14 protein-coding genes are annotated in these 23,835 nt (G+C 67.9%); 1 reads left to right on the forward strand and 13 read right to left on the reverse strand.

What is annotated here, in order from left to right:
- Nucleotide 1: 1 nt before the first annotated feature.
- Nucleotides 2-589, reverse strand: coding sequence for a Uma2 family endonuclease (locus ACL03I_RS36505; protein WP_355073120.1), 588 nt, complete (start codon nt 587-589; stop codon nt 2-4).
- 142 nt (nt 590-731) lie between these two features.
- Entirely contained in the window at nt 732-4,097 is a 3,366-nt protein-coding gene (locus ACL03I_RS36510) for an arabinosyltransferase domain-containing protein (protein ID WP_412808295.1), read from the reverse strand.
- Nucleotides 4,098-4,320: 223 nt separating this feature from the next.
- Between ACL03I_RS36510 and ACL03I_RS36515 the strand changes: the two genes are divergently transcribed.
- Nucleotides 4,321-4,818, forward strand: coding sequence for a peptidylprolyl isomerase (locus tag ACL03I_RS36515; protein ID WP_355073122.1), 498 nt, complete (start codon nt 4,321-4,323; stop codon nt 4,816-4,818).
- Between the two features lie 67 nt (nt 4,819-4,885).
- Here the strand turns inward: ACL03I_RS36515 and ACL03I_RS36520 are convergent, their stop codons facing one another.
- The 11 genes from ACL03I_RS36520 to ACL03I_RS36570 form a co-directional block, all read right to left on the reverse strand.
- A complete protein-coding gene (locus ACL03I_RS36520; RefSeq protein WP_355073124.1) occupies nt 4,886-6,430 on the reverse strand; it encodes an acyl-CoA carboxylase subunit beta in 1,545 nt (514 codons plus the stop codon).
- A complete protein-coding gene (pks13, locus tag ACL03I_RS36525) occupies nt 6,427-11,688 on the reverse strand; it encodes a polyketide synthase Pks13 (protein ID WP_412808296.1) in 5,262 nt (1,753 codons plus the stop codon). Before pks13 ends, ACL03I_RS36520 begins: the two co-directional genes overlap by 4 nt.
- A gap of 109 nt (nt 11,689-11,797) precedes the next feature.
- Nucleotides 11,798-13,711: a long-chain-fatty-acid--AMP ligase FadD32 gene (gene fadD32 / locus ACL03I_RS36530; RefSeq protein ID WP_355073128.1), complete on the reverse strand. Its 1,914-nt coding sequence runs from the start codon at nt 13,709-13,711 to the stop codon at nt 11,798-11,800.
- A 190-nt stretch (nt 13,712-13,901) separates the two neighbouring features.
- Nucleotides 13,902-14,945 (reverse strand): LLM class F420-dependent oxidoreductase, encoded by a 1,044-nt coding sequence (locus tag ACL03I_RS36535; protein ID WP_355073129.1) that lies wholly within the window; start codon nt 14,943-14,945, stop codon nt 13,902-13,904.
- 170 nt (nt 14,946-15,115) lie between these two features.
- Nucleotides 15,116-16,108 (reverse strand): cutinase family protein, encoded by a 993-nt coding sequence (locus ACL03I_RS36540; RefSeq protein ID WP_412808303.1) that lies wholly within the window; start codon nt 16,106-16,108, stop codon nt 15,116-15,118.
- Nucleotides 16,099-16,596, reverse strand: a complete 498-nt coding sequence (locus ACL03I_RS36545) for a DUF732 domain-containing protein (RefSeq protein ID WP_355073133.1) — start codon at nt 16,594-16,596, stop codon at nt 16,099-16,101. Before ACL03I_RS36545 ends, ACL03I_RS36540 begins: the two co-directional genes overlap by 10 nt.
- 280 nt (nt 16,597-16,876) lie before the next feature.
- Nucleotides 16,877-17,086: a hypothetical protein gene (locus tag ACL03I_RS36550; RefSeq protein WP_355073135.1), complete on the reverse strand. Its 210-nt coding sequence runs from the start codon at nt 17,084-17,086 to the stop codon at nt 16,877-16,879.
- A gap of 159 nt (nt 17,087-17,245) precedes the next feature.
- On the reverse strand, nt 17,246-19,045 hold the full coding sequence (locus tag ACL03I_RS36555) for an alpha/beta hydrolase-fold protein (RefSeq protein ID WP_355073740.1): 1,800 nt from the start codon (nt 19,043-19,045) through the stop codon (nt 17,246-17,248).
- Nucleotides 19,046-19,268: 223 nt separating this feature from the next.
- Nucleotides 19,269-20,309, reverse strand: coding sequence for an alpha/beta hydrolase (locus ACL03I_RS36560; protein ID WP_355073137.1), 1,041 nt, complete (start codon nt 20,307-20,309; stop codon nt 19,269-19,271).
- A gap of 887 nt (nt 20,310-21,196) precedes the next feature.
- Nucleotides 21,197-22,258, reverse strand: a complete 1,062-nt coding sequence (locus ACL03I_RS36565; protein ID WP_355073139.1) for an alpha/beta hydrolase — start codon at nt 22,256-22,258, stop codon at nt 21,197-21,199.
- A 306-nt stretch (nt 22,259-22,564) separates the two neighbouring features.
- On the reverse strand, nt 22,565-23,632 hold the full coding sequence (locus ACL03I_RS36570) for an alpha/beta hydrolase (protein ID WP_355073141.1): 1,068 nt from the start codon (nt 23,630-23,632) through the stop codon (nt 22,565-22,567).
- Between the last annotated feature and the right edge of the window lie 203 nt (nt 23,633-23,835).

Consider the following 23,835-nt stretch of genomic DNA (forward strand, 5'->3'; position numbering starts at 1 on the left):
CCTAGCCCGTGGCCAGCTCGCTGAACGCGACGTCGACGGGTATCGGCACGTCCACAGCCAGACGGCGAGTATGCAGACAGACCAGGTGGTAGCGACCTTCGGAGAGCCGGTACTCCTCGATCTGCTCGATTCCATCGCCGGGCTCGGTGAGGAAGACGATGAGGTAGACCGGGATACCGACCGCCGCGTATGCGGCCTTTTTCTCCACCGTATCGGTGTGGTGTGAACTGTCGGGAGAGACGATCTCGACCACGAGCACGGTGTCATCGGCATACAGTCGCGCATCGTCGTCCAGACAGCGATACACGACGACGTCCGGTCGGCGGAGGCTGAGCGGAACATCGCTGAGCCGGACGTCCACGTCGGTCTCGACCATCAAGCACGGTTCCGGCTTGCGCGCTGCTTCCATATGCGCGGCCATGCGCCGCGCCACCCGATTATGCAGCCGTGAGGGGCTTTCGCACTTGACGATATGGCCGTCGATGACCTCGATGGTCCGGCAGAAATCAGGGGGCAGCTGTTCGTAGTCCCGCGCCGTGATCTGGTCCGGGATCCAGCGGTACCAGTCGCTGGGTGCGCTGCTCGTCATGCCCTGAGACTACCGGCCGGCTCGCGCATTTCACGGTACGGATTCGCACTGCTCAGCCCGTGCGACGATGTCCTGGATAAGGCAAAGGCCGTCGCATCGGTCCCTGTACCGATGCGACGGCCTGGTGTTTGCCCGAAACGGATCAGAACACGCGCATACTGCCCGGCGACCAGAGGCCCGAGCGCGTCGCGGTGCCGGTGTCCAGCTTCGCCGGGACCGCGCTGCGGTCGTACTGCTCGTAGCGCTCCAGGGAGCCCCAGTCCCGCGCCCAGTCGTCCTTCAGGTAGGTGGGCACGGAGATGGACCTGGCCAGCATCTGCGTGAAGCCGAGCACGCCGCCGAACTCCTCGGCCTGCCAGGTATTCGTCGAGCTGATGGCCAGCGGGCGGTCCGGCAGGATGCGGTAGCCGGGCGCCTCGGCCACGCCGTTGCGGTGGTCGAACGGACGCTGGCACGGGAACTGCAAGCCCACCGCCCAGTCCAGCAGGATCGGCTGCTGGGAACCCAGCAGGCTGTTGAGCGTCTGCAACTTCGGCATCCGCGGCGGCGTGAAGGCCAGCCACTGATCCCCGATCAGGATCGGGTCGTTGGCGACGATGCGCACCGCGTCGGCGTCGGGCGCGATCTCGTCCAGCGGCACCCGCAGGTTGCGCCAGGACGGGAACGGGCCGATGTCACGCGGCAGGTAGGTGCCGAGCTTCTGCACGCTGCCGTCGGGCTGCCGCTTGCCGTAGTCGACGGTCAGCGACTGGCCGTACTTCATCGCGCCGGTGTCGTCGAAGGAGAGGATGCGACCGGCGGCCGAGATCACCACCAGCGGCTTGTCCGCCGAACGCGCGGGCAACTGGTACCAGCTCGAGGTGACGTTCGCGGGCTGCTGCACGCCGTTCTGGTAGCTGCCGAGGATCGGCGTGGTCGCCGGATCCAGGCCGAACGGGAGGGCGACGGTGGAGCCGTTGACGCCGCGCGCGCCCTGACCGCCGCCCGTGCCCGCGCTCTGCCCCTCCGCGAACGCCGCGCCGACCGACTGCGTGGAAGTGTTCCCGGTGCCCGGCTTCACCTCGACGCTGTCGGCGGACAGATCATTGGGCACGCCGTTGGGGTCGAAACCGACCGGATCAACACCGGCGAGCGGATCGGACGGATTCGTCGGCGGGTGCGCCGGATCCATGATCGGCTGCAACTTGCCCGCGTTCGGGTCCGGCTCGACCAGCACGTCATTGGCCAGGCCGCAGGTGCTGCCGCTGAGCGCGTCGATGTTCGACCGGGCCAGCGAGTACGCCGGATACTGCGAGACCGCGCCCTTCACCAGCGAGAGCACCTCGAGCGCGACCATCAGCGCGGCGACCACGGTCAGCGGGATCGCCGCGAACCGGCGGATCCGCCTGCCACGTGCCGTCTTGGCCGACGGCTGCGGCGCGGTGTAGTCCTCCCGCAGCGCGTACCAACCGACCAATGCCAGCGCCACGCCGAACAGCACGAGCATGAGGGTGTTCGACTGGTAGCCGTGCAGCGAGACGCGCTTGTCGAACCACGGCACACCGAAGCTGGACACGTACCAGTAGCCGTTGATGCCGGAGAACGCGATCGCGAGCACGAACAGCAACCCGGCCAGGAAGATGGCCCGGTTCTTGCGGGCTCGCAGGGCGCTCGCCGAGACCGCGACCGCGGTGACCGCCGCCAGCGAACCCGCGATGCCCGCGTACGCGCCGAAGTGGTGGGTCCACTTGGTCGGGTTGAACATCATGAAGAAGATCGTCCCGAAGACCACGCCCATCAACCGCCAGGTCGGACCGCTGGAGATACCCGGCACCCGCCTGCGGCGCAGCAGCACCAGCATGGTGGTGAACAGGCACAGCAGCATCACCAGGAAGGCGAAGCGCCGCGACAGCGAGCCGTCGACAGTCTCCACGAATAGGTAGTAGTAGCGCAGGTAGTCCTCGTACCAGGCCAGGTTCGGCCCGGTCACCTGACGCACCCGGTTGGCCTCCTGGATGCCCGCGAAGGTCTGGTCGGTGTAGACGGCCGTCAGCACGAGCACGCCCGCCGCGGCGATCGGTGCGAGCAGCGGCAGCGTCGAGCCCCACCGACCGGCGCCGAGCGCGGCGAACTGCCGGTGCTTGCGCACCACGATGCGCAGCATCGGACGGATACCGGCCAGCAGCGCGGCGACGCACATCAGGCCCGTCGGCGCGGCGGCGAGAGTGAACGCCGCCACCAGGACGGCCACCGCGGCGGGCAGCAGCCGCCCGGTCGCGATGGCCCGCTCGATCGACACCCAGGTCAGCAGCGCACCGAGCGCGACGATCGGCTCGGAGCGCAGGCCGTTGTCGAACGGCAGCCAGAACGCCAGGAACACCAGCCCGCCGGTCCACAGCGCCACCTTGCTGGTGCGCACCCCGCGACCCAGCCGGGGCACCACCTCGCGGCTGATCACCAGCCAGCACAGGATCGCGCAGGCCAGCGCGGGCAACCGCACCCAGGCACTGGCGGTGGAGATCTCCGAGAAGACCTGGATCACGTAGTAGTACCAGCCGAACGGCGCCTCCGGCACGCCGTACCAGCGGAAGTAGTTGGCCATGTACCCCGCGTGCGGGGCCACCCGCACCATGCTGAGGATGTAGCCGTCGTCGGAGGTGTTCGCGCCCGCGAAATGCCACAGCAGCAGCGTGCCGACCACCGCGCCGTCCGCCCAGGTCGGCTTCAGCCAGTTCGCGGGCAGGAACCGGCGGTGCCCACGCCCGTCACTGCTGTCGAGCCGGGCCAGCGCCGCCAGGGCGATCAGCGTGCACAGCACCGCCGCGATCATCGCGACCAGCTTGATCGCGGTCGGGCTGGAGGAGAAGCGGGTGTCCACCGTCATGGTGAACGACAAACCGGTCGGCGCCGCGCCCTTCAGATCGGAGAAAACCCCGACCACCTGGGGCCGCAGATCGCCGCCGAGCTGCCCCTCCACCGGCACGGTGACCGACTCGTTCGCCCCGGGCGCCCCGCCCTCGATCGGACGCTCCACCTGCCTGGTGAGCCCGTTGAACACGCCGTAGGTGCTGTCGCTGTCCGAGGCGATACTCAACGACGTGCACTCGCCCATGCGGCTGCGGTCGGCCGACACCACCACCGCGTTGCGGTCGACCACGTCCACCGAGGTCTCCGACACCCGCACGAACAGCGCCTCCAGCGCGGCCCGGTCGCCCTGCGGCGGCGCGGTGGCCAGCAGCATGCCACCGCGCTCGGGTAGCTGGGCGATCGTCTCGCACGGGATCGTCGCCTTCAGGTCGATCGGGACCTGCGACATCAGCGGCGCCTGCACGTTGCCGAGCGTCCCGCCCTGCGGCCAGTTCAGCACCGCGGTCGTCTGCGTGACCGGCAGGAACGGCGTCGCCAGCGCGAACAACGCGCCGAGCACTCCGGCCACCAGCGCGATGAGCCGGGCGGTCCGGAAATCGTTCGGGGTCAGCACCGGGGCGGCGGGAGGTTTCGTGAGTACAGCGGTTGCGGCGTCGGGCACGGTTGGCAATGCTAGCTGGCTCCCCCGCCTCTCCGGGTCTTTAGGCCGTGCTAGTGGGGCGTCGCGCCATTTGCGTTCAGGTCCTACGTCAGGTGCGACTCAGGTTCTGGGCGTACCCGGCGAGTTACCCATGTGCTCACGAAACCAGTTCGTCGGTATCGGACGCTACTGGAAAAGTACCCGTATCACGCAACGGTCTACGAAAGGATGGAAAGGTGGGTGTATGACCAAGGTGAATATCTCGACGAACTACGGATCGATCGTGCTCGAGCTGGACGATCAGAAAGCGCCGAACACGGTGCGCAATTTCGTGGACTACGCGAACGCCGGCCACTACAACGGCACCATCTTCCACCGCGTCATCCCCGGCTTCATGATCCAGGGCGGCGGGTTCGAGCCCGGGTTGCGTCAGAAGGGCACCAAAGCCCCGATCCAGAACGAAGCGAACAACGGCCTGAAGAACAACAAGTACACCGTCGCGATGGCGCGCACCAACGACCCGCACTCGGCCACCGCGCAGTTCTTCATCAATGTCTCCGACAACGACTTCCTCAACCACTCCGCTCCCACCGCGGCGGGTTGGGGCTACGCCGTCTTCGGCGAGGTGACCGAGGGCGCCGACGTGGTCGACAAGATCGCGGGTGTCCGCACCTCCTCGGCGGGCATGCATCAGGACGTGCCGGTCGACGACGTCGTCATCGAATCCGTCACCGTCAGCTGATCATTCGAGACGCCAGACGCGAATCGGGCCGCGCCCCAAGGGGTGCGGCCCGATCGTGTACCGGTTGCTACAGCGGCAGCAGGTGATGCTTGCGCGGATTGCGGGCAACGGACTTGTCCCGCAAAAGCTGTAGCGCACGACGGATTTCCAGCCGGGTCGTCGACGGCTCGATGACCGCGTCGACGTATCCGCGTTCGGCGGCCACCCACGGCGTCGCCACGGTGGCGTTGTAGAAATCGATCATCTGCTGGCGAATCGCCGCCCGCTGGTCCTCGGGCGCGGCGTCGATCTGCTTGGCTCCGATCAAGCTGACCGCGCTCTCGGCGCCCATGACCGCGATCCGCGCCGTCGGCCAGGCCAGGTTCACGTCGGCGCCCAGCTGCTTGGAGCCCATCACGGCGTAACCGCCGCCATAGGACTTGCGGATCACCACGGTGACCTTCGGCACCGACGCCTCCACGTAGGAGAACAGGAACCGTCCACCGCGCTTGATGACGCCGATCTTCTCCTGTTCCACACCGGGCAGGAACCCGGGCGTGTCCACGACGAACACCAGCGGGATCTCGAACGCGTCGCACAGACGCACGAAATGCGCCGCCTTGTCCGACGCGCGGGCGTCCAGCGCGCCCGCGTACACCATCGGCTGGTTGGCCACCACGCCGACGCTGCGGCCGTCCACGCGGGCGAAGCCGGTGATGACGTTGCGCCCCGCCGAAGCGCCGAATTCGTGGAAGGCGCCGTCGTCGAAGATGCGCAGCAGGATCTCGTGCATGTCGTACCCGGAGTTGTCGGAGTCCGGGACGATCGAGTTCAGCTCCAGGTCGGTGTCGGTGATCTCCGGCTCCAAGCCGGGATTCACGATCGGCGCCAGCTCCTGGCAGCTGGTCGGCAGGTAGCTCAGGTAGTCGCGCACCCACTCGAACGCGGCCGATTCGTCCTTGGCCACGTGGTGGATGTTGCCGTACTCCGCCTGGCTGCGCGCGCCGCCGAGTTCCTCGAGACTCACGTCCTCGCCGGTGACCTCACGGATCACCTTCGGCCCGGTGACGAACATGTACGCCTCTTCGGTCGCCACCACCACGTCGGTGTTGATCGGGGCGTAGACGGCGCCACCGGCGCATTTGCCGAGGATCATCGAGATCTGCGGGACCAGCCCGGACAGCGGCTCCTGCCGCCGCCCCAGCTCGGCGTACCAGGCCAGTGAGGTCACCGCCTCCTGCACGCGCGCGCCGCCGGAGTCGTTGATGCCGACCACCGGGCACCCCACCTTGGCGGCGTACTCCAGGATCCCGGCCACCTTGCGGCCGAACATCTCGCCGACCGAACCGCCGTAGACGGTCTGGTCGTGCGAGAACACCGCCACGGGCCTGCCTTCGACCAAACCGTGCCCGGTGACGACGCCGTCGCCGTAGAGCGCGGCGGAGTCGCCCGGTTTGCGGACCAGCGCGCCGATTTCCACGAAGGTTCCCGGATCGAGCAGCATGTTGATCCGGTCGCGGGCGCTGGGAATACCCTTCTTCGCCCGCTTGGCCACGCCCGCTTCACCCGCCGGCTCCTGCGCTAAATCCAGGCGCTTGCGCAGGTCGGCGAGTTTCTCGGCAGTAGTGCTCACTTGGCCCCTTTCGCCTCGATCGCGGCGAGCTTCGCGGTCAGGTCGGCTCCGATCTTGCCGATCCGCGGTTCGTCGATGATCTGCAGGTGGTCGCCCGCGATGTGGACGACCTCCAAATTCGGGATGTACTCGTCCCAGCCGCCGTTCGGCACCCGGTCGGCGAAGCGTGGCTCGAGCTCGATCATCCCGTCGTGGTAGCGATCGGCGAGGTAGAGCACGACGTTGCCGTCGTAGTGGGACGGTTGGGTACGGGCGAGGTGGCGACTATCGATCCACGAGGTGCGCTGGTGTTCGAGCACGCCACCGGGAATCTTCGCGCCACTGATCTTGATCAGGTCGCTGATCATCTTGAACTGCTCTTCGTCGGATGCCGCGGCCAGTGTCTCCAACTGCTCGCGGTCCAATTCGCCGTCGACGCCGTAAGTCTTCTTGGCGAAGGTTTGGTAGCGCTCGATCCGCCGCACCCGCTCCTCGGGGCTGTTGTCCTCGCCCTGCGTCGGAATGGCCAGATCGATCAGGCCGACCACGCGCACGTCCGCGCCCTCGGCCCGCAGCAGTTGCGCGGTCTGCATGGCCAGCACCGCGCCCAGCGACCAGCCGTACAGCACGAACGGCCCGTCACCCTGGAGCTTGCGCAGCTCGGGCAGGTATTGGCGGGCTCGTTCCTCGATGGAACCGTCGACCCGTTCCAAGCCGTACATCGGCGTGTCGGCGGGCAGACGCTTCAGCAGAGGCTCGTACACCAGCGTGTTTCCACCGGACGGATGGAACACGAATACCGGAACCGCGTTCGAGCCCTCCGCGCGAGCCCGAAGCGGACGCACGAAACCGTCCACATCCGCGCCGCTGTCCTGCAGGTTGCGAACGATGTCGGAGAGCTGCTCGATGGTCTCGCAATCGAGCACGTCGTCCACGGTGACCTCGGCCTTGACCCGCTCGGTCAGGCGCGCGGCCAGCTTCTCCGCGGTGTCCTCGTCGAGGATCGGCAGCGTGTTGAAGATGCCTCCGGCCGACTTACCGGTGACCACCGCCCAGGTGGCGAAGGTCAGGCGCTCGGCGGCGTCGCGCGGCGGGACGTCGTCCTCGTCGGCGGGCTGCTGGGCAGCGCCGCCGAACACGGCTGCGGGCGCGGCAGCAGGCTGGGGGGCGGGCGCCACGGCTTCGGGCACAGCGCTTTCCGGCGGCACGGAATCCGTCGGCGCGTCAGCCGGTGCTGCCTCGGGCGCGTCGGTCGTCTTGCCGGTGACCGCCGCGACCGGGTCGGCCCCGGTGGCCAGCGCCGCGCGGGCCGTGGCGATGAAATCGGAGTCGACGGCCAGCTCGCCGGTACCGCCCGCGGCCTTGTCTGCGGCCTGCTGATCCGCCATCGCCTGCACCTCGTCGCGGTGCTCGATCGCGTACCGCAGCACCTTGCCGACCTCGTGCAGGCTCGCGTCCCGCACGGCCTGTACCTGCAACTGCGGGATGTCGAACTCGTACTCGACCCGGTTCTTGATGCGCATCGCCATCAGCGAGTCCAGACCGAGTTCCATCAGCGGGATCTCCATCGGAAGATCCTCGACCGCGTAACCCATGGACTCCGCGACGATCAGCGCGAGCCGCTCCTCGACGGTCTGCGTGCCGTTCGGATCCCACCGGTCGCCGAAGGTTTCCACGACCTCGATGTCGGCGTCGCCCTGGGGCTGCGCGGCGGGCACCGGGACCGTTTCGATCGCAACAGGTTCCGGCAGCGGAGCACCGGAGGTGACCACGGCGTCGAACACCAGGCGGAAGGCGCTGCCCTCCTTGGCATGCACCTGCACCGAGGCGCCGCCGGGATGCGGGGTGAGCGTGGTGGTGAGCGTGCCCGCGGCCGGGTTCGGCGCGTGCGGGATGGACGCGCCCAGCGACACGTCGCTGAGCACCTGCGCCGCCGCGGCGCGCACGAGTCCGGCGAGATCGGTCACCGAGGAGGCCTGGACCTCCCAGACGTGCCTGCCGTCCGGCAGCGCCACGTGCGCACCGGGAACCCGGCCGTTGCCGCCCGAGGACAGCTGGACCTTCGGCCAGTACTCCTTGCGCACGAACGTGGTACGCGGAACGTCGGCGTACTCGCCTGCACCGAGCAGCGAGAACAGATCCACCTTGTGCCCGTGGACATAGAGCTGGGCGAGCGCGGCGATCACACCGGCGGACTCGTCTTCTTTGCGCTTGAGCGTGGGGATGAGCTGCGCGTCGTGCACGCCCGCGGCGAAGGTGGTGCCCAGCACCTGCATCAGCGCGACGGAATTCGGCGCCAGCTCCAGGAAGGTCGTGTGCCCCGCGTCCACGGCGAGCTTCACCGCGTTGGTGAAGTACACGCTGTGGCGCATGTTCTTGACCCAGTAGTCCTCGTCGTGGATCGGGTCGTGACCGGAGCGGAAGAACTCTTCCTTGTGCACCGTCGAGTACAGGCCGGTCTTCAGCTTGGTCGGCTCGATACCGGCCAGCTCCGCGGCCAGCTCGCCGAGCAGCGGATCCATCTGCGAGGTGTGGCCCGCACCGCGGGTCTGCAGCACCCGGGCGAACTTGCCCGCCGCCTCCACCCGGGCGACGATCGCCGCGACCTGGTCCTGCGGACCGCCGATCACCGTGTTCGTCGGCGCGGCGTACACCGCGACCTCGACGTCCGGGTATTCCGGCAGCAGGTTCGCGACGTCCTCGGCGCTGTACTCGATGAGCGCCATGTTGCGCACGTCGTCGTCGCTGATCATCTGCTCGCCCTCGCCCATAAGGCGGGAGCGAGCGCAGATCACGCGCACCGCGTCCTCGAGCGAGAGACCACCGGCGATGTACGCGCCGGCGACCTCGCCCATGGAATGACCCACCACCGCATCGGGTTCCGCGCCGTGCGCGCGCAGCAGCGCCGCCAGGCCGACCTGGATGGTGAAGATGCCGACCTGCGAGGTGCCGACGTTGTAGTCCTGGCTGTCGTCGAGGAACAGTTCGCGCACCGAGTATCCGGCCTCGTCCTGCACCAGCTCGTCGACCTCGTCGACGGCCTTCGCGAAGATCGAGTTCTCCAAGTAGAGCTGCTTGCCCATCTTGCGGTGCTGCGCGCCGAAACCGGCCAGCACCCACATCGGGCCCATGGCCGCGGGCGCGTCGGCGGTGAAGACGCCGGTCCCCGGCTTGCCCGCCGCGATGGCGCGCAGTCCGGCGATCGCCTCTTCGTGCGTCTTCGCCAGCACCACGCCGCGCGAACGCCAGTGGCTGCGCTTGGCCAGCGACCGCGCCACATCGGCGAGCGGAGTCTGCGCGCCCGCCTCGGATTCCAGCCAGTCGGCCAGCTCGGCGGCGGCACGACGACGCCGCGAAGGCAGATAACCCGACACGGGCAGGATCTGCGGCAGCGGCTCGGTGCGCTCGGCGGTCCATTCCGCGTCGGCTTCGGCCGCCTCGGCCACGGCGTCGCCTGCCGCGGATTCCGTCTCCGCGTCGGCGCTCTCCGCCACCGCGTCCTCGTCCAGCCGGGCCTCGAGTTCGGAGAACGGAGCCTCGGTCTCGGTCGCGGTCGGCACGTACTCCTGGACGACAACGTGCGCGTTGGTACCGCCGAAACCGAAGCCGGAGATGCCGATGGTGGCCTTGCCGCTGTAGCGGGGGAACTCGGTCGGCTCGTCGACGATCTTCAGGTGCGCCTGATCCCACGGGATGTACGGGTTCGGTCCGGCGTAGTTGATGTTCGGCGGAATGACGTTGTGCTGCAACGACATGATCACCTTCGCCAGGCTCGCCGCACCGGCGCCGGATTCCAGGTGGCCGAAGTTGGTCTTGGCCGAACCGAGCAACGCGGGCTTGTCGGCCGCACGTCCCCGGCCGACCACCCGGCCGAGCGCGTCGGCCTCGATCGGGTCGCCGATCAGGGTGCCGGTTCCGTGCGCCTCGATGTAATCCACCGCCGACGGCGCGATGCCCGCGTCCCGGTAGGCGCGACGCAGCACTTCTGCCTGCGCGTCGGGATTCGGGGCGAGCAGACCGTTGGACCGCCCGTCGTTGTTGACCGCGGAGCCCTTGATCACGGCGTAGATCGTGTCGCCGTCGCGTTCCGCGTCGGCGAGCCGCTTCAGCACCACCAGACCGCCGCCCTCGGAGCGGACCATGCCGTCGGCGTCGCTGGAGAATGCCTTGATGTGCCCGTCCTTGGCGACGCCGCCATTGGCGTCGAAACCGAGCGTGGCCATCGGCGCGAGCAACATGTTCACGCCACCGGCGAGTGCCAGATCAGCGTCACCGCTGCGCAGCGCCTGCACCGCCTCGTGCACCGCGACCAGCGTCGAGGAGCAGGCGGTGTCGACGGCCACCGACGGACCGCGGAAGTCGAAGAAGTAGGAAACCCGGTTGGGGATGATGGACGTGACGCTGCCCATGATCGCGTAGGCCTCGGCCGATACCGGCACGTTCGGATCGCGCTCGCTGCCGAGGCCGAGCGCCGCGAGCAGCATGAAGTCGTTGCCCGACGAGCCGATGAACACGCCGACCGGCTCGCCCTTGAGTTCGCTGGCCGGAATCCTGGCGTGCTCCAACGCCTCCCAGGTCAGCTCCATCATCAGGCGCTGCTGCGGATCGACCCGCTCGACCTCGACCGGCGACATGGCGAAGAACTCGGCGTCGAAACCCTTGACGACGTCCTGATCGAGATAGCCACCCCTGGTGTTGGCGTTCTCGACCGCTTCCGCCAACTGCGGCTCGGCCAGGAACTCCGACCAGCGCCCTTCGGGCCGCTCCCGGATGCCGTCACCGCGTCCGATGAGAAATTCCCACGTCGACTCCGGAGTGTCGCCCGCACCGGGCAGCCGCGTCGACAGACCCACGATCGCGATGTCGTGTGCCTCACCCGGCGCGTAGCCCGCCGTGTAGAAGGCGTCGTCGGACGACTCCGCGGGCAGCTCCGGCTCGCCGTTGATGATCCGCTCGGCCAGCGAGGCGATGGTCGGATGCTGGTACACGATCGTCGCGTTCAGCATCACGCCGGTCAGTTCCTCGATGTCCCCGCCGAGGGCGATGGCGTCCCGCGAGGCGAGCCCGAACTCCTCCATCGGCCGGTCCACGGTGATCTGCTCGATCGGTTGCCCGGTCGCCTCGGAGACCCAGCGCCGCAGCCACTCACGCAGCTCCGCCACCGACATGTCGGTCTGCGCGCCGCCCTTCGCGGACTCGGCCGGGGCCGCCGCGTCGGCGACGGTCTCCACGGGTGGGGCGTCGGTCGTCTGGGTGGGCGTGCCCTCGTTGTCAGCCATCAATTCCTCAAGCTACCTGTCTGCGTACCGGGCGTACCGTGTTTGATGCTCGGCGCTCGAGAAGCTCGGCGCCGAGCGTCGATGGTCGGTCCGAGGCCGCCCCTGGCAATTACTCTTCCGGTGCATCGGGGAAAGCCTGCTGGGTGTAACCACCCCGCAGCGTTCCCTCCAGATAGGCCGCCCGGCAGGCGCGGCGGGCGATCTTGCCGCTGGAGGTGCGCGGGATCGATCCCGCTGGCACCAGCAGCACGTCTCGAACGGTCACGCCGTGGCGCTGGGAGATCGCCGCGCGCACCGCGTCGGCGATCGGCAGCGGATCGGCCTTGCCCGCACCGGGACCGCGCTCACCCACGATGACCAGCTGCTCGGACGCGTCGTCGGCGTCGAACTGCAGGCCGGAGTGGCTGCCCTGCTCGAACACCTCGGCCGGGAGCTGGTTGGCGGGCACCGAGAACGCCGCCACGAAGCCGGGACGCAGCGCGGTGCTGGCCTCCTGCGCGGAGAACTCGAGGTCCTGCGGGTAGTGGTTGCGACCGTCCACGATCACCAGGTCCTTGACCCGGCCGGTGATGTAGAGCTCGCCCTCGAAGTACACGCCGTAGTCGCCGGTGCGCATCCAGTTCGCGTCCGGCTCGGTGCCCTCGGCGTGGCTGCCTTCGGACAGGCGCTCGGTGACCTTGTTCTGGAACGTCGCCGCCGTCTCGTCGGGACGGCCCCAGTAGCCGATGCCCATGTTGTTGCCGTGCAGCCAGATCTCGCCGACGTGCCCGTCGGGCACCTCGCGACCGCCGCCCGACTCCACCGACTCCGGATCGATGATCGTCGCCCACTGCGAGAGCGCGATGTAGCCGCAGGACACCTGCGCGATCGCGTTCTCGTGACCGGGGTCGACCTTCACCATGCGGCCCGCGTTGAGTTCCCTGCGGTCGACGTAGGTGACCTTGGCCTCGTCCTCGGCCTTGGTGGCGGAGACGAACAGCGTGGCCTCGGCCATGCCGTAGCAGGGCTTGATGGCGGTCTTGGGCAGCCCGTAGGGGGCGAACGCCTCGTTGAACTTCTTCATCGACGAGGTGGTCACCGGCTCACTGCCGTTGATCAGGCCGATGACGTTCGACAGATCCAGCGACTCGCCGTTCTTCGGCAGACCGCGCGCCGCGGCGTGCTCGAAGGCGAAGTTCGGTGCGGCGGCGAAGGTTCCGGCGCCGTCGGAAACCGCGGCCAGCTCCTTGATCCACCGGTAGGGGCGGCGCACGAACGCGCTCGGCGACATGATGGTGATGTACTTGCCGCCTACCGCGGGCAGGATCACCGTCAGCAGGCCCATGTCGTGGAACAGCGGCAGCCAGGTGACGCCGCGTGAGTTCCAGTCCAGGTTGATCGCGTCGACCATCTGCAGCAGGTTGGTGCCCACCGCGCGGTGCGTGATCTCCACACCCGCAGGCACCCGGGTGGACCCCGAGGTGTACTGCAGGTAGGCGATGTCGTCGATCGCGATGTCCGGGCGCACCCAGCTCTCGCCGACGCTGTCGGGAATCGCGTCCACCGCGATGATGCGCGGGCGCTGGGCGGCGGGCAGCGAGCGGAAGAACTGCCGGACCCCGGCCGCGGAGGAGCTCGCGGTCAGGATGGCCGAGGGCTCACAGTCGCCGAGCACCGCGTGCAGGCGATCGGTGTGGCCCGGCTCGTCCGGGTCGAACAGCGGGACCGAGATGGTGCCCGCGTAGATCGCGGCGAAGAAGGAGATCACGTAATCCAAGCCCTGCGGCGCGAGGATCGCGACCCGGTCACCCGGGTTGGTCACCTGCTGCAGTCGAGCGGCCACCGCGCGCAGCCGAATACCGAACTCACGCCACGTCAACTCCTGCGCCTCGCCGTCGCGCTCGCGCGAGTAGTCGATGTAGCGATACGCCAGGGTGTTCGCGTCGTTCCGGGTGTGCTTCTCGACGTGATCAACCAGGGTGTGATCCTCGGGAATGCGGATGTTCCCGGTTTCGTCCAGGTAGTCGTCGAAAGTCTCTTCCATTCCTTCTTCTCCTCCGAGGCACACGCAGCAAGACGGCGAGATCGCCGCTTTTACCTGTGAGGCCCCGACTCGCTTTCGCCCGCGGGTGCTCCAAGTGCAGAGCCAGCCTGCAGATTTTGTGCGGTCTGCGCGGTGACCGCTTATCGGCTAGATGTACTCAAACCAGAGTCATGTTACAGAGAAGACCGGCTCACTCGTCCCGCAGCAGGGGAATAACGGGGGCGAACGCGTCCATCTGGGTGGGGAATACACCGACATAGGACATCGAGGTGAGCTGCCGCACACGGCGGATCTGCTCGGCGATCTCCTCGAATGTTCCGATCGCCACGTAGGGCGAGTTGAGGATGTCCTCGACGGACAGCTGCACATCGACCTCCAGGTTCGGGTGCAGTCCCCGGTCCAACGCCGACAGCGCCATCTCCGCGGTCTTCTCGCGATCGTCGGTGATCACGATGGCGGTGATGGCCCAGTTCAGCTCGATGTCGGCGAACCGGTCACCGGCGGCCTCCTTGATCAGATTCACCTTTTCCACGGCCTTCTCGATGGTGATACCGGAGAGCAGGCCCTTGCCGTTCTTGGTGGTCACGGGAACGACGGAGACGATGTCGGCGTGCTTGGCGGCCAGCCGCAGCATCTTCGGACCGCCGCCGCCGGTGCAAATCGGGGGGCGTGGGCCCTGCCGCGGCCGTGGGGTCCCCTTGACGCCGCGGACCTGGTAGTGCTTGCCCTCGAAGGTGCACTCCTGGCCGCGCAGCAGCACGTCGAGAATGGTCAACGACTCGTCCAACTTCTCCAGCCGGACACCGGGCGACTCGTACGGGATGCCCGCGGTCTCGAACTCCTCCTTGATCCAGCCCGCGCCGACGCCGACCTCGAGCCTGCCCTTGGACAGCACGTCGATGGTCGCCAGATCCTTGGCCAGCACGACGGGGTGGCGGAAACCGTTCGCCAGCACCGACGTGCCGAGCCGGATCTTCTCGGTGGCCTGGGTCAGCGCGCCGAGCGCGGCGATCGGCCCGATCTGCTCACCGAGGTGGTCGGGCACCACGAAGGTGTCGAAGCCGTACTCCTCGGCCTGCTGAGCGGTCTGCACGAACTTCCGCGCGCCGCCCTCCTGCTTGTTTCCTTCCCCGGCCGCCGCGAAGCGGAACGGGCGCAACGGAGTGCCCAGCGCGGACAACGCAGCATCCGCGTCACGGCTCGCCGTGGTGGCCGGTGCGGCGGCTTCTGTCATGAACTCATGCTCCTGGCTGTAAGGAAAATACGGGCGCGACGCCCGCTTCGGGTCCGCGCTGGGGTGGTGCCCGGCGTCGCGATCACCAGCGCACTTTACAGCGTGCTACCCAACTCGAGTTGCGCTTGTCACGCCAATCGGGTGCGGGGTATCTCACGGCCTGTGAATTTTCACGAATGAGCCGGATGCGGCGCTGTCTCGATGAGTCCGGCCGCCCAGTTCGCCGTCCACTGCGTCGCGGTGTTGCCGTCGCCGTCGACGACGAAACTGTTGTAGAGGGTGTGCACCGGGTTTCCCGCGGCCCGGACCAGCGTGTTCACGCTGCCCAGGATGTTCCACGGACTCAGCGCCTCCCGGGGTGCGTCGCAGATCAGATCGCCGGGCGCGCACATGGTGTAGGTGCGACCGGCCAGCGTGCCGAAGCCCCCTTGACGCGGACCGGTCATCGTGATGCCGGGCACGTTCAACCCCTTCAGCGCGACTTCGGCACCCACACCCGGCGGCGGGGTGCCGATCTGGATCGCCTGGCCTGGGCCGTTGTCGCCGGTACGGCGTCCGTCGGCGATCAACGTCACGCCCAGCACCAGATCGGCGGGCACCGGGCCCGCGCCCGCACCGATCTGCGCGGCGACGTCACCCGCGATCACCGCGCCCTGGGAGAACCCCGCGAGCACGTAGGTGGTCAGCGGGCACTCCTGGTGCCGCGCGGCCATGGCGTCGACCATCCGCTGGGTGCCCTCGGATCGGCTGTTGTTGTACGACTGCTGGCCGTCCGGCGGGATCGCGATCGGATTGGAGAACTGCGCGACGTACGGAACGGTGTACACGTCCACCCGCTCGCTCGGGAACCGCTGGGTGATCGGGCCGGAGACGTTGAGCATCAGCGACACCGGGTTGGCGGTCGGATTGTGCGGATCGTCGGCGCTGTTCGACTCCCACGTGCCGGGCACCGAGATCATCTGCACATCCGGACAGCTCGCGGGCTGCGACGTCGGGCGTTCCGGCGGTTTCGGCCCGGGGCCGGGCGGGCGCAAACGCCCTGCTAGCAGGTACCACAGCAGCAGGACCACCAGGATGATCAGCAGGATGCCGCCGATCACGAGCAGGCATCCCGCCGGCTTGGACCGGCGGGAGGTCGAACGGACGCGCGAACTCACTGGCAGTACGTGGCGCGAGCGGTGGAGATGTAGATCTGCCCGGCCTTCTCCACCGGCATCTTCGCCGGGTCGAAGGACGGATCCGAACCTGCCATGGCGTTGACGAAGGTCATCAGATCCTGATCGGACGCGCCCGCGGCGGTGCCCTGGCAGACGTACGCGCCGATGCTCAGCGCGATGTCCGGGCTTGACGGGGTGACACCCTGCTTGGCCAGCTCATCCAGGAACTTCTTGTCCTTGTCGGTGAGCTTCGAGGTGTCCGCGGGCGGGACGGCTTCGGTCGGCACCGGCTGCGGACGCTCGGGCGCCACCGTCGTGGTGGGCTGCTCCGGTGCGGGAGCGGGCTGGCCGGTTTCGGCGGGTGTCGAAGCGACCGGCGACGTGGTCGCCGCCGCTGCCGTCGTGGTGCGGGTAGGCGATGGCGTGCTCGTCGCGGTCGAATCATTGTCGCCGCACGCGGCGAGCAGGCCGGTTGCGGCAATCGCCACAACCACGCCGAATACCTTTCCACGGGTCCGATGCATGAATTCTTGTCCTCGATCTGTCACTGAGCGGGGTCGGGTCGCCCACCAGGCTAGCTGGGTCCAATTTGCAGCGCCTGCGGCGCTGCGTGTTCGCGGCCCCTTTATGGCTCGCGTCCGAGCGACCGCCGCTGGCGACTTCGTCACGGACACGGCGGTCACTCGGACGCGAGCCGGGCCGCGAACGGCACATGCTCGGTCTCGCTTCGCTCGAAACCGGGGGCTGCGCCGACGTGGTCGGCTCTGCGTCATCTCACCATCCGATGCGCGCCTCCAGGCACTGCTCCTGGACCCATGCGCACAACTTCGACCTGGCCCGCGTGAACGATGCCGCGCCACTGTCGTCGTCGGGGAACACCACCCGCCTTGCGGCCTGCGTCGGCCGCATCGGCAGCTGCCGCGACCGGGCCACCTGGTTCGAGTCGGCCGGTTCGGCGGCCACATCCGCGAACACTGTGCGCACTGCGCTCGACCGAGCTGGGAAATGGCAACCCCACCCTTGCGCTCGCAACTGGGAGCCGGGCACGACCTGACCGTAAGCGCGTGCGTGACCCTCGGATAGGCGTGGCGCGGTCGGGCCCGGTCCGGGGGCAGCCCACGGGCTGCCGTGCACCTGTCCTGCTCAAAGCGCGTGCAGTTCCGGTTTGCCGTCGCGCAGCGTGATGAAACCTCCCTGGAAGTTCTGCTGCACGCCGTCCGAGATGGGGAACTCGTCGCCGGTGGGGAAGCCGAGTTTGCCGTTCTCGTAGCCGGCGTCGCGCCAAGCATCCAGTATCGGGCCGTTGCGGACCGCCCAAGCGCCGGACACCGGGCTCCAGTAGATGGTCCCGCCTTCGAATCGGCTGAAGCGGCCCGCGTCCTTCACCGTCTGCTCTTCGGCGACCGGGAAGCCGAGCGGACTGTTCTCGAAGCCCAGCTGGGCGTACTTGCCGAGGATCAGGCCTTGGACGCGGTGCACGCCGGTGGCCTGGCTGTAGTAGAACGGACCGTTCTCGAAGGCTTGCACGGCGCCGTCGCGACTCGGTGTCTTGGCCTCCGGCGCTGTCGGGTAACCGGCGGGACCGCGTTCGAACCCCTGCTTGCCCCACTCGTCGTAAATTGCGCCACGCACCATTTGAGCTCCGGTCTGCGGCGTCCAGTACAGCGCGCCGTGCTGGAAGGCCTGGAACCGGCCGCGGCCGTCCTCCAGCGCGCGTTCCTCGCCCGTCGGCAGCCCGAGCGGTCCGGTAGGTCCTCCCGCCGCCTGGTAACCGGGCCCGATCACACCGCCGACCGGGTAAGCGCCACTGTCCGGTGTGAAGAACACCCGGCCGCCCTTGAAGTCCTGCGCGGTGCCTCCTGCCACGGCGTACTCCCCGGTGAGGCAGTCACCGAGCCAGCCCGCCGCGGCTGCTACCGGGCCGATCGCGCCGCCCGGCTGACAGGCGGGCTTGCCCTGATCGACGCCGAGCGCGGACGCGGCCTGGGTCCAGGACTGACGCATCTCGAAGTCCCAGTACGGCCAGGAATGGGTGCCGGACGGGCGATAGTTCACCTGCGCGGGAATGGCCAGCTTGGACAGCTTGGTCACGAAGTTCTGCGAAGTGAGCCGGGAGAGGATCTCCAATCCCATGCCCGCGATGTTGGTGCTCACCCCGGGAATGCCGAGGGCGTGGTCATAGGGACCGATCGCGCCGCTGCCGCTGGAGACGTAGAGACTGACTCCTCGCAGCTTGTCGGCCAGCACGTACGGGTCGTGCGCCTCCCACTCCGGGTCCGTCTGCCTGCCCCACATGGCGGCGGAGTCGAAGCCGCCCGCATCCCGCATGGCGAACTCGATGGCCTGCGGCATGCCCAGCGTCGTCGTGGTCAGGAAGCCCGAATACGACGCGGCGTGCCGTACGAAGCCCGGATTGCGGGCGGCGAGGAACATCGCGGCCGTGCCACCCATCGAGAGGCCTTCCACGCCCCGCACGGGTGTCGCACGCCAATGACTCTCCAGCAGCGGCGGAAGCTCCTTGGTGAGAAAAGTCTCCCACTTGTAGGTACGGCCGTTGTCCGGCTGGAGCCAGTCGGCGTAGAAGCTGGCCTGCCCACCCACCGGCAGCACCACGGTGACGTTCTTGTCGGCGAAGAAATCGACCGCCCCCGCCTCCTTCGTCCAGCCGCTCTCGTCGTCGGTCGCGCGCAGACCGTCGAGCAGGAACAGGACGGGGAATCTGGCCTCCGGGTGGGCGTTCCAGTCTCTGGCCAGCAGCAACTGGACCTGGATCGGCACTCCCATGGACGGCGAGGTCACCCACAGCGCGACGCGACGGTCGCTGAGCCACTGGACCTTCTCCAGCGCGGGCGCGGCCACGGCCGCCGTTGGCTCCGCGACGGCGGGAGCCTCGACGGACACGCTCGCGGCTAGCGGGATCACCATCGTGGCGGCGAGCAGCATGAGCCGCTCGCGTGCCGAACGCGCGACGAGACGCCCGCGTATGCCACAGCTACCGCGCGTAATCCCTGCCACAAAAGCTTTGTACTCCCGTTATAGCGACGTTTACGGGAGACACGCGCTGCACAGCAAACAATGTTCGCTGTCACGCGATCATAGCTGCCCCCGAACGCAATTCAGGCCGCACCGAATCGGTGCGGCCTGAATTGCGACGAGGCGGATCAGATCACCAGGCGCCGGTGGCGTCCAGGATCATGTTGCGCGAGGCGAACAGCTGCCCCTCCCAGTACTTCCAGGAGTGGGTGCCCGCGGCCGGGAAGTCGTACCGGGCGGGGATGCCCAGCGAGTTCAGGCGAGCCTGGAACGCGCGGGTGTTCACCAGCGAGAGGGCTTCCAGCGCCATCCCGTTGCCGGTGTTGAACACGCCGACCGCCGAGTTCGGCTGGTCGAACTGACCCGGCAGACCGCTGGCGGCCGAGATGTACATCGGCAGGCCGCGCAGCTGCGGCGCGAAAACGAACGGGTCCATCCGCAGCCACTGCGGGCTCCACGGCGCGGCCATCGAGTCGACGTTGAAGCGGCCCGCGTCCAGCATCGCGACGCGGATCGCCTCCCGCATACCCGGCGCGGAGATGTTCAGGTAGCCCGAGTAGGAGGCGGCGAACTTGAACTGGTCGCGGTGGTAGGCCGCCAGCGCCAGCGCCGCGCTACCGCCCATGGACAGGCCGACGACCGCGTTATTGGTGCGCGAGACGCCGTAGCCCTCCAGGAAGGCGGGCAGTTCCTTGGTGAGGAAGGTCTCCCACTTGTAGGTGGTCTTCTGGCCGTTCAGGTTCGACGGCGCGTACCAGTCGGTGTAGAAGCTGGACTGGCCGCCGACCGGCATCACCAGGGTGATGTTGTCGTTCCCGAACTGCTGCAGCGCGTTGGTCTCGAACGACCAGGCGTTGCGGTCGTCGCGGGCGCGCAGACCGTCGAGCAGGTACAGCGCCGCGTTGCCGCCGCGTGCGGCCCACTGCACCTGCACCTTGATCGGGCCCATGCTGGACGGGACCATCAGGTCCTCGAAGCCGCCCGCGGGCGCCCGCAACACCGGCGTGTGCACCGACGGCGCCGCTGCGGCGAGAGTCGGGGTTGCCAGGCCTGCGGCGATCGGTAGCGCCAGCGCGGCGGCACCGACAGCCAGAATTCGATTACGCCAACCGCGAGCCGCGCCTCGCCGTCCCGACTGTGTTCTCTTCGGCGCGGCCGCCCTGCCGAAACGCATGAATCCTGCTCTCTTTCTGCTGTTGTGGTGCCACTCGCCGCCCGAGGGGCGAAGCGGCACCCGTGTTGCCAACGAGACGCGCGTCACGGACATGGTCCCGACAATCCGATACCCATGACGGCGCTACAACGATCTGGTCACACTTGCGCTCGCTGGACGATATTCGACGCCCCCCGCTTTAGCAAGATCCGGGTCTTTCCACTGGCCGAAATCCATCCGTTCACGCAAGGTAATGGTGCGGTGACCTTATCGCGTTCTCGCGGTGATGTCGTGTTGGAACGCAAGATATTCGCGCTCCTGGCGGGAACTGTCACCGACCCGAGATCTTCGCATTCCCGGCACCTCCAGCGGCCGCGTCCGCAGGCCCTCGGCGCCTCAGAGCGACGAGGCAGAGTCCACCCAGTCCGGTGACCGAACCGTGATCGGGACCGAGATCTGCCGTGATAGCCACAGAGGCGACTTCGAGCAAATAGCCCCGAGCAGTGATAACCGCTAAACAGCGATCATGTAGCAAACATTGGGTGGAATGCCTCCGGACTTCCCCGCACCGCCCCCACATACCCCCTACTACCTACCCCCACTCCCCCAAGCTGGCGGCCCCGAGAACGCCTCCCCCTGTGCGAAACGACCACTACGCAGCCCCTACGGCCAGGAAGAGAACTTCACAAACCGCGAACAAATGCCCCCCGCCAATCCCGCCGCACACCAGAAAGCGCAAGTTCCCCACACACCGAACCCACCCGGGTGCGAGTCTTACGAGCGCCGTTCGCGGCCCGGCTCGCGCCAGAGTGGACGAAGCGCATGCGCCGCAGGCGCGAGGCTCGTCCGCTCTGACGCGAGCCATAGGGGGCCGCGAACACGCGGCGCCGCAGGCGCCGCCAAAAGATTCAGCCGATGTTCGCCGACATATCCGGGATCATTCGCATGGCCTCGTCAGCCCAGTTGTTCCAGGCGTGAATACCGAACGGCGGGAAGGAGTAGACGGCGTTGCCGCCACCCAAGGTCGCCATCCGGACCTGGAACGCGCGAGTGTTCGCCAGCGCCAGGCTTTCCAGCCCCATGCCGTTGAGGGTGCCGAAGCTCGGCGGGTCGCCGGCCGAGGGCAGTCCGCTGGCCGCGGCGATCCACAGGCGGGTGCCGTTGCGGATCAGGTTGGGCGCGAACACGAAGGGGTCCATCCGCAGCCACTGCGGGCTCCACGGCGGCGCCATCGCGTCGACGTTGTAGCCGCCCGCGTCCAGCATGGCGGCGCGGATGGCCTCCCGCATACCCGGCGCCGAGTTGTTCAAATAGCCGGAGAACGACCCCGCGAAGCTGAACTGGTCCGGGTGGTAAGCCGCCAGGGTGAGCGCCGCGCTGCCGCCCATCGACAAGCCGAAGGCGCCGTTGCGGTTGGGGTTGAACCCCAGCCGATCGCGCAGCGCCCAGCGCAGGTTGTTGGTCAGGAAGGTCTCCCACTGATACCGGTAGCTCTTGCCGGGCCCGCCCGCGAACCCGTCCAGCCCGCCGGAACCGGTGCTGGAGCCCGCGCCCGCCGCGACGCCGAAGAACTCGCTTGGCGCGATCCAGTCGGCATAGAAGCTCGACATGCCACCGACCGGCATGACCACGTTGATGTTCTGGCTCGCCAGGACTTGCGGGATGTTGGTCTCGATCTCCCAGCCGTTCAGCGTCTCCGGCGCCCGCATGCCGTCCAGCACATAGGCGACGCGATTGGTGTTGCCGTCGGCGGCACGCAGGATCCGGGTCTTGATCGGACCCATGCCGGAATCGACCCAGAAATCGAAGGCCGCGGGGTCGAACGCCGCCGACGCCGTGGCGCCCACGCCCGCGACGGTCGCCCCGAGCGGCAGCAGCATCGCCGCGGCGATGCCGAGGGCGGACCGCCGCAACCACGAACCGGCTACTCGGGGCCTCTGGGGCCAGCGCTTCCCGCGCGCACTACGCATCACATCGACCTTTCCCTCAGGCGGCCCGGTCTGGCAAACTATTAGCAATCCCAACCGGCCCCTCGTCGGGCACCAGGACGAGACGTCCACCAAGAAACCGGACGAATCGACCTTGGTGCATGCTGTTCGGGTATCAATTGGAAACGAAATGCCTTCATGTTGCTGGATGGTGATCCAGACCACAACTACCGAAGCCGTTTTCTCTTCGTATTCGTTGCCGAAGTACCCGCGGACGCCCGGGTAAACGCCGAAAGGCCGCTCCGCGCCGATGGCGCGAAACGGCCTTTCCTCGCTATGGCCGGGCTACTACCCGATGTTCGCGGACAGATCCGGGATCATCCGATAGACCTCATCGGCCCAGTAGTTCCAGTTGTGCACACCCACGGCCGGGAAGTCGTAGGTGACATTGTTCGCGCCCAGGGTGAGCATGCGGACCTGGAAGGCGCGCGTGTTGGCCAGGGCCAGCGTTTCCAGACCCATCGCGTTGAGCGTGTTGAAGCTGATGCCGTCCGCCCCGCTGGGCAGACCGCTACCGGCGGAGACCCACAGGCGAGTGTTGTTCGCCTTCAGTCGCGGCGCGAACACGAACGGGTCCATCCGCAGCCACTGCGGGCCCCACGGCGGCGCCATCGCGTCGATGTTGTAGCCGCCTGCGTCCAGCATCGCCACGCGCAGCGCCTCACGCATACCCGGCGCGGAGATGTTCAGGTACCCGGAGTACGAACCGGCGTAACGGAACTGGTCGGGGTGGTAGGCCGCGAGAGTGAGCGCGGCGCTGCCGCCCATGGAGAGACCGAAGATGCCGTTGCCGTTCGGGTTGAACCCGAGGCGGTCGCGCAGCGCCCAGCGAAGGTTGTTGGTGAGGAAGGTTTCCCACTTGTAAGTGCTGGTCTTGCCCGGTCCGCCAGCGGAACCGGTCAGCAGGCCGGAGCCGGAGTTCGCCGAACCGGTGGAGGACGAGCCCGCGCTGCCGAGGCCGAAGAAGTCGCTCGGGCCGTTCCAGTCGGCATAGAAGCTGGACTGGCCGCCGACCGGCATGACCACGTTGATGTTCCACTTGGTCAGCTCGCGCGCGACCTCGGTATCGATCTCCCAGCCACTGAGGTCGTTGCGCGCCCGCATGCCGTCCAGCGCGTACACCACGCGGCCGGTGTTGCCATCGGCGGCGCGGAAGATGCGCGACTTGATCGGCCCCATTTCGGAGTCGACCCAGAAATCCATGCCATCCGGATTGAACGCGGCGGACGCCGGGGCGGCAGGGCCTGCCACCGACACCCCGAGCGGTAGCAGAACTGCCAGCGAAACCAGCATGGACCGCTTGAGCCAGGAACCCGCTCTTCGAGAATTAAGACGACGCCCGATCACGCCTCGCATCAGTTTGAACCTTTCGTTTGCACAGCGACAGCGGCAAGCCGTCCACACGGTAACCCGTCGATGCCCACGACCGGTGGACGCCAGGCCGGGCATACGGTCGTAGCGTATATCGGTATCGACACGGTGGCGTTACCAAAAAGAGATAAAGCGGCGTACGCCACTTTATCTACCTCGCACAATGGGGCCATTGGGCCCACCGTGCC

This window comes from Nocardia sichangensis (genome assembly GCF_047200615.1).
Classification (GTDB): domain Bacteria; phylum Actinomycetota; class Actinomycetes; order Mycobacteriales; family Mycobacteriaceae; genus Nocardia; species Nocardia sichangensis.

Bases quoted from the DNA above. Each gene is read 5' to 3' on its own strand.
- ACL03I_RS36505 (WP_355073120.1), bottom strand. From the start codon at position 589: ATGACGAGCAGCGCACCCAGCGACTGGTACCGCTGGATCCCGGACCAG.
- ACL03I_RS36515 (WP_355073122.1), top strand. From the start codon at position 4,321: ATGACCAAGGTGAATATCTCGACGAACTACGGATCGATCGTGCTCGAG.
- pks13 (WP_412808296.1), bottom strand. From the start codon at position 11,688: ATGGCTGACAACGAGGGCACGCCCACCCAGACGACCGACGCCCCACCC.
- fadD32 (WP_355073128.1), bottom strand. From the start codon at position 13,711: ATGGAAGAGACTTTCGACGACTACCTGGACGAAACCGGGAACATCCGC.
- ACL03I_RS36535 (WP_355073129.1), bottom strand. From the start codon at position 14,945: ATGACAGAAGCCGCCGCACCGGCCACCACGGCGAGCCGTGACGCGGAT.
- ACL03I_RS36555 (WP_355073740.1), bottom strand. From the start codon at position 19,045: ATGCTGCTCGCCGCCACGATGGTGATCCCGCTAGCCGCGAGCGTGTCC.
- ACL03I_RS36560 (WP_355073137.1), bottom strand. From the start codon at position 20,309: ATGCGTTTCGGCAGGGCGGCCGCGCCGAAGAGAACACAGTCGGGACGG.
- ACL03I_RS36565 (WP_355073139.1), bottom strand. From the start codon at position 22,258: ATGCGTAGTGCGCGCGGGAAGCGCTGGCCCCAGAGGCCCCGAGTAGCC.
- ACL03I_RS36570 (WP_355073141.1), bottom strand. From the start codon at position 23,632: ATGCGAGGCGTGATCGGGCGTCGTCTTAATTCTCGAAGAGCGGGTTCC.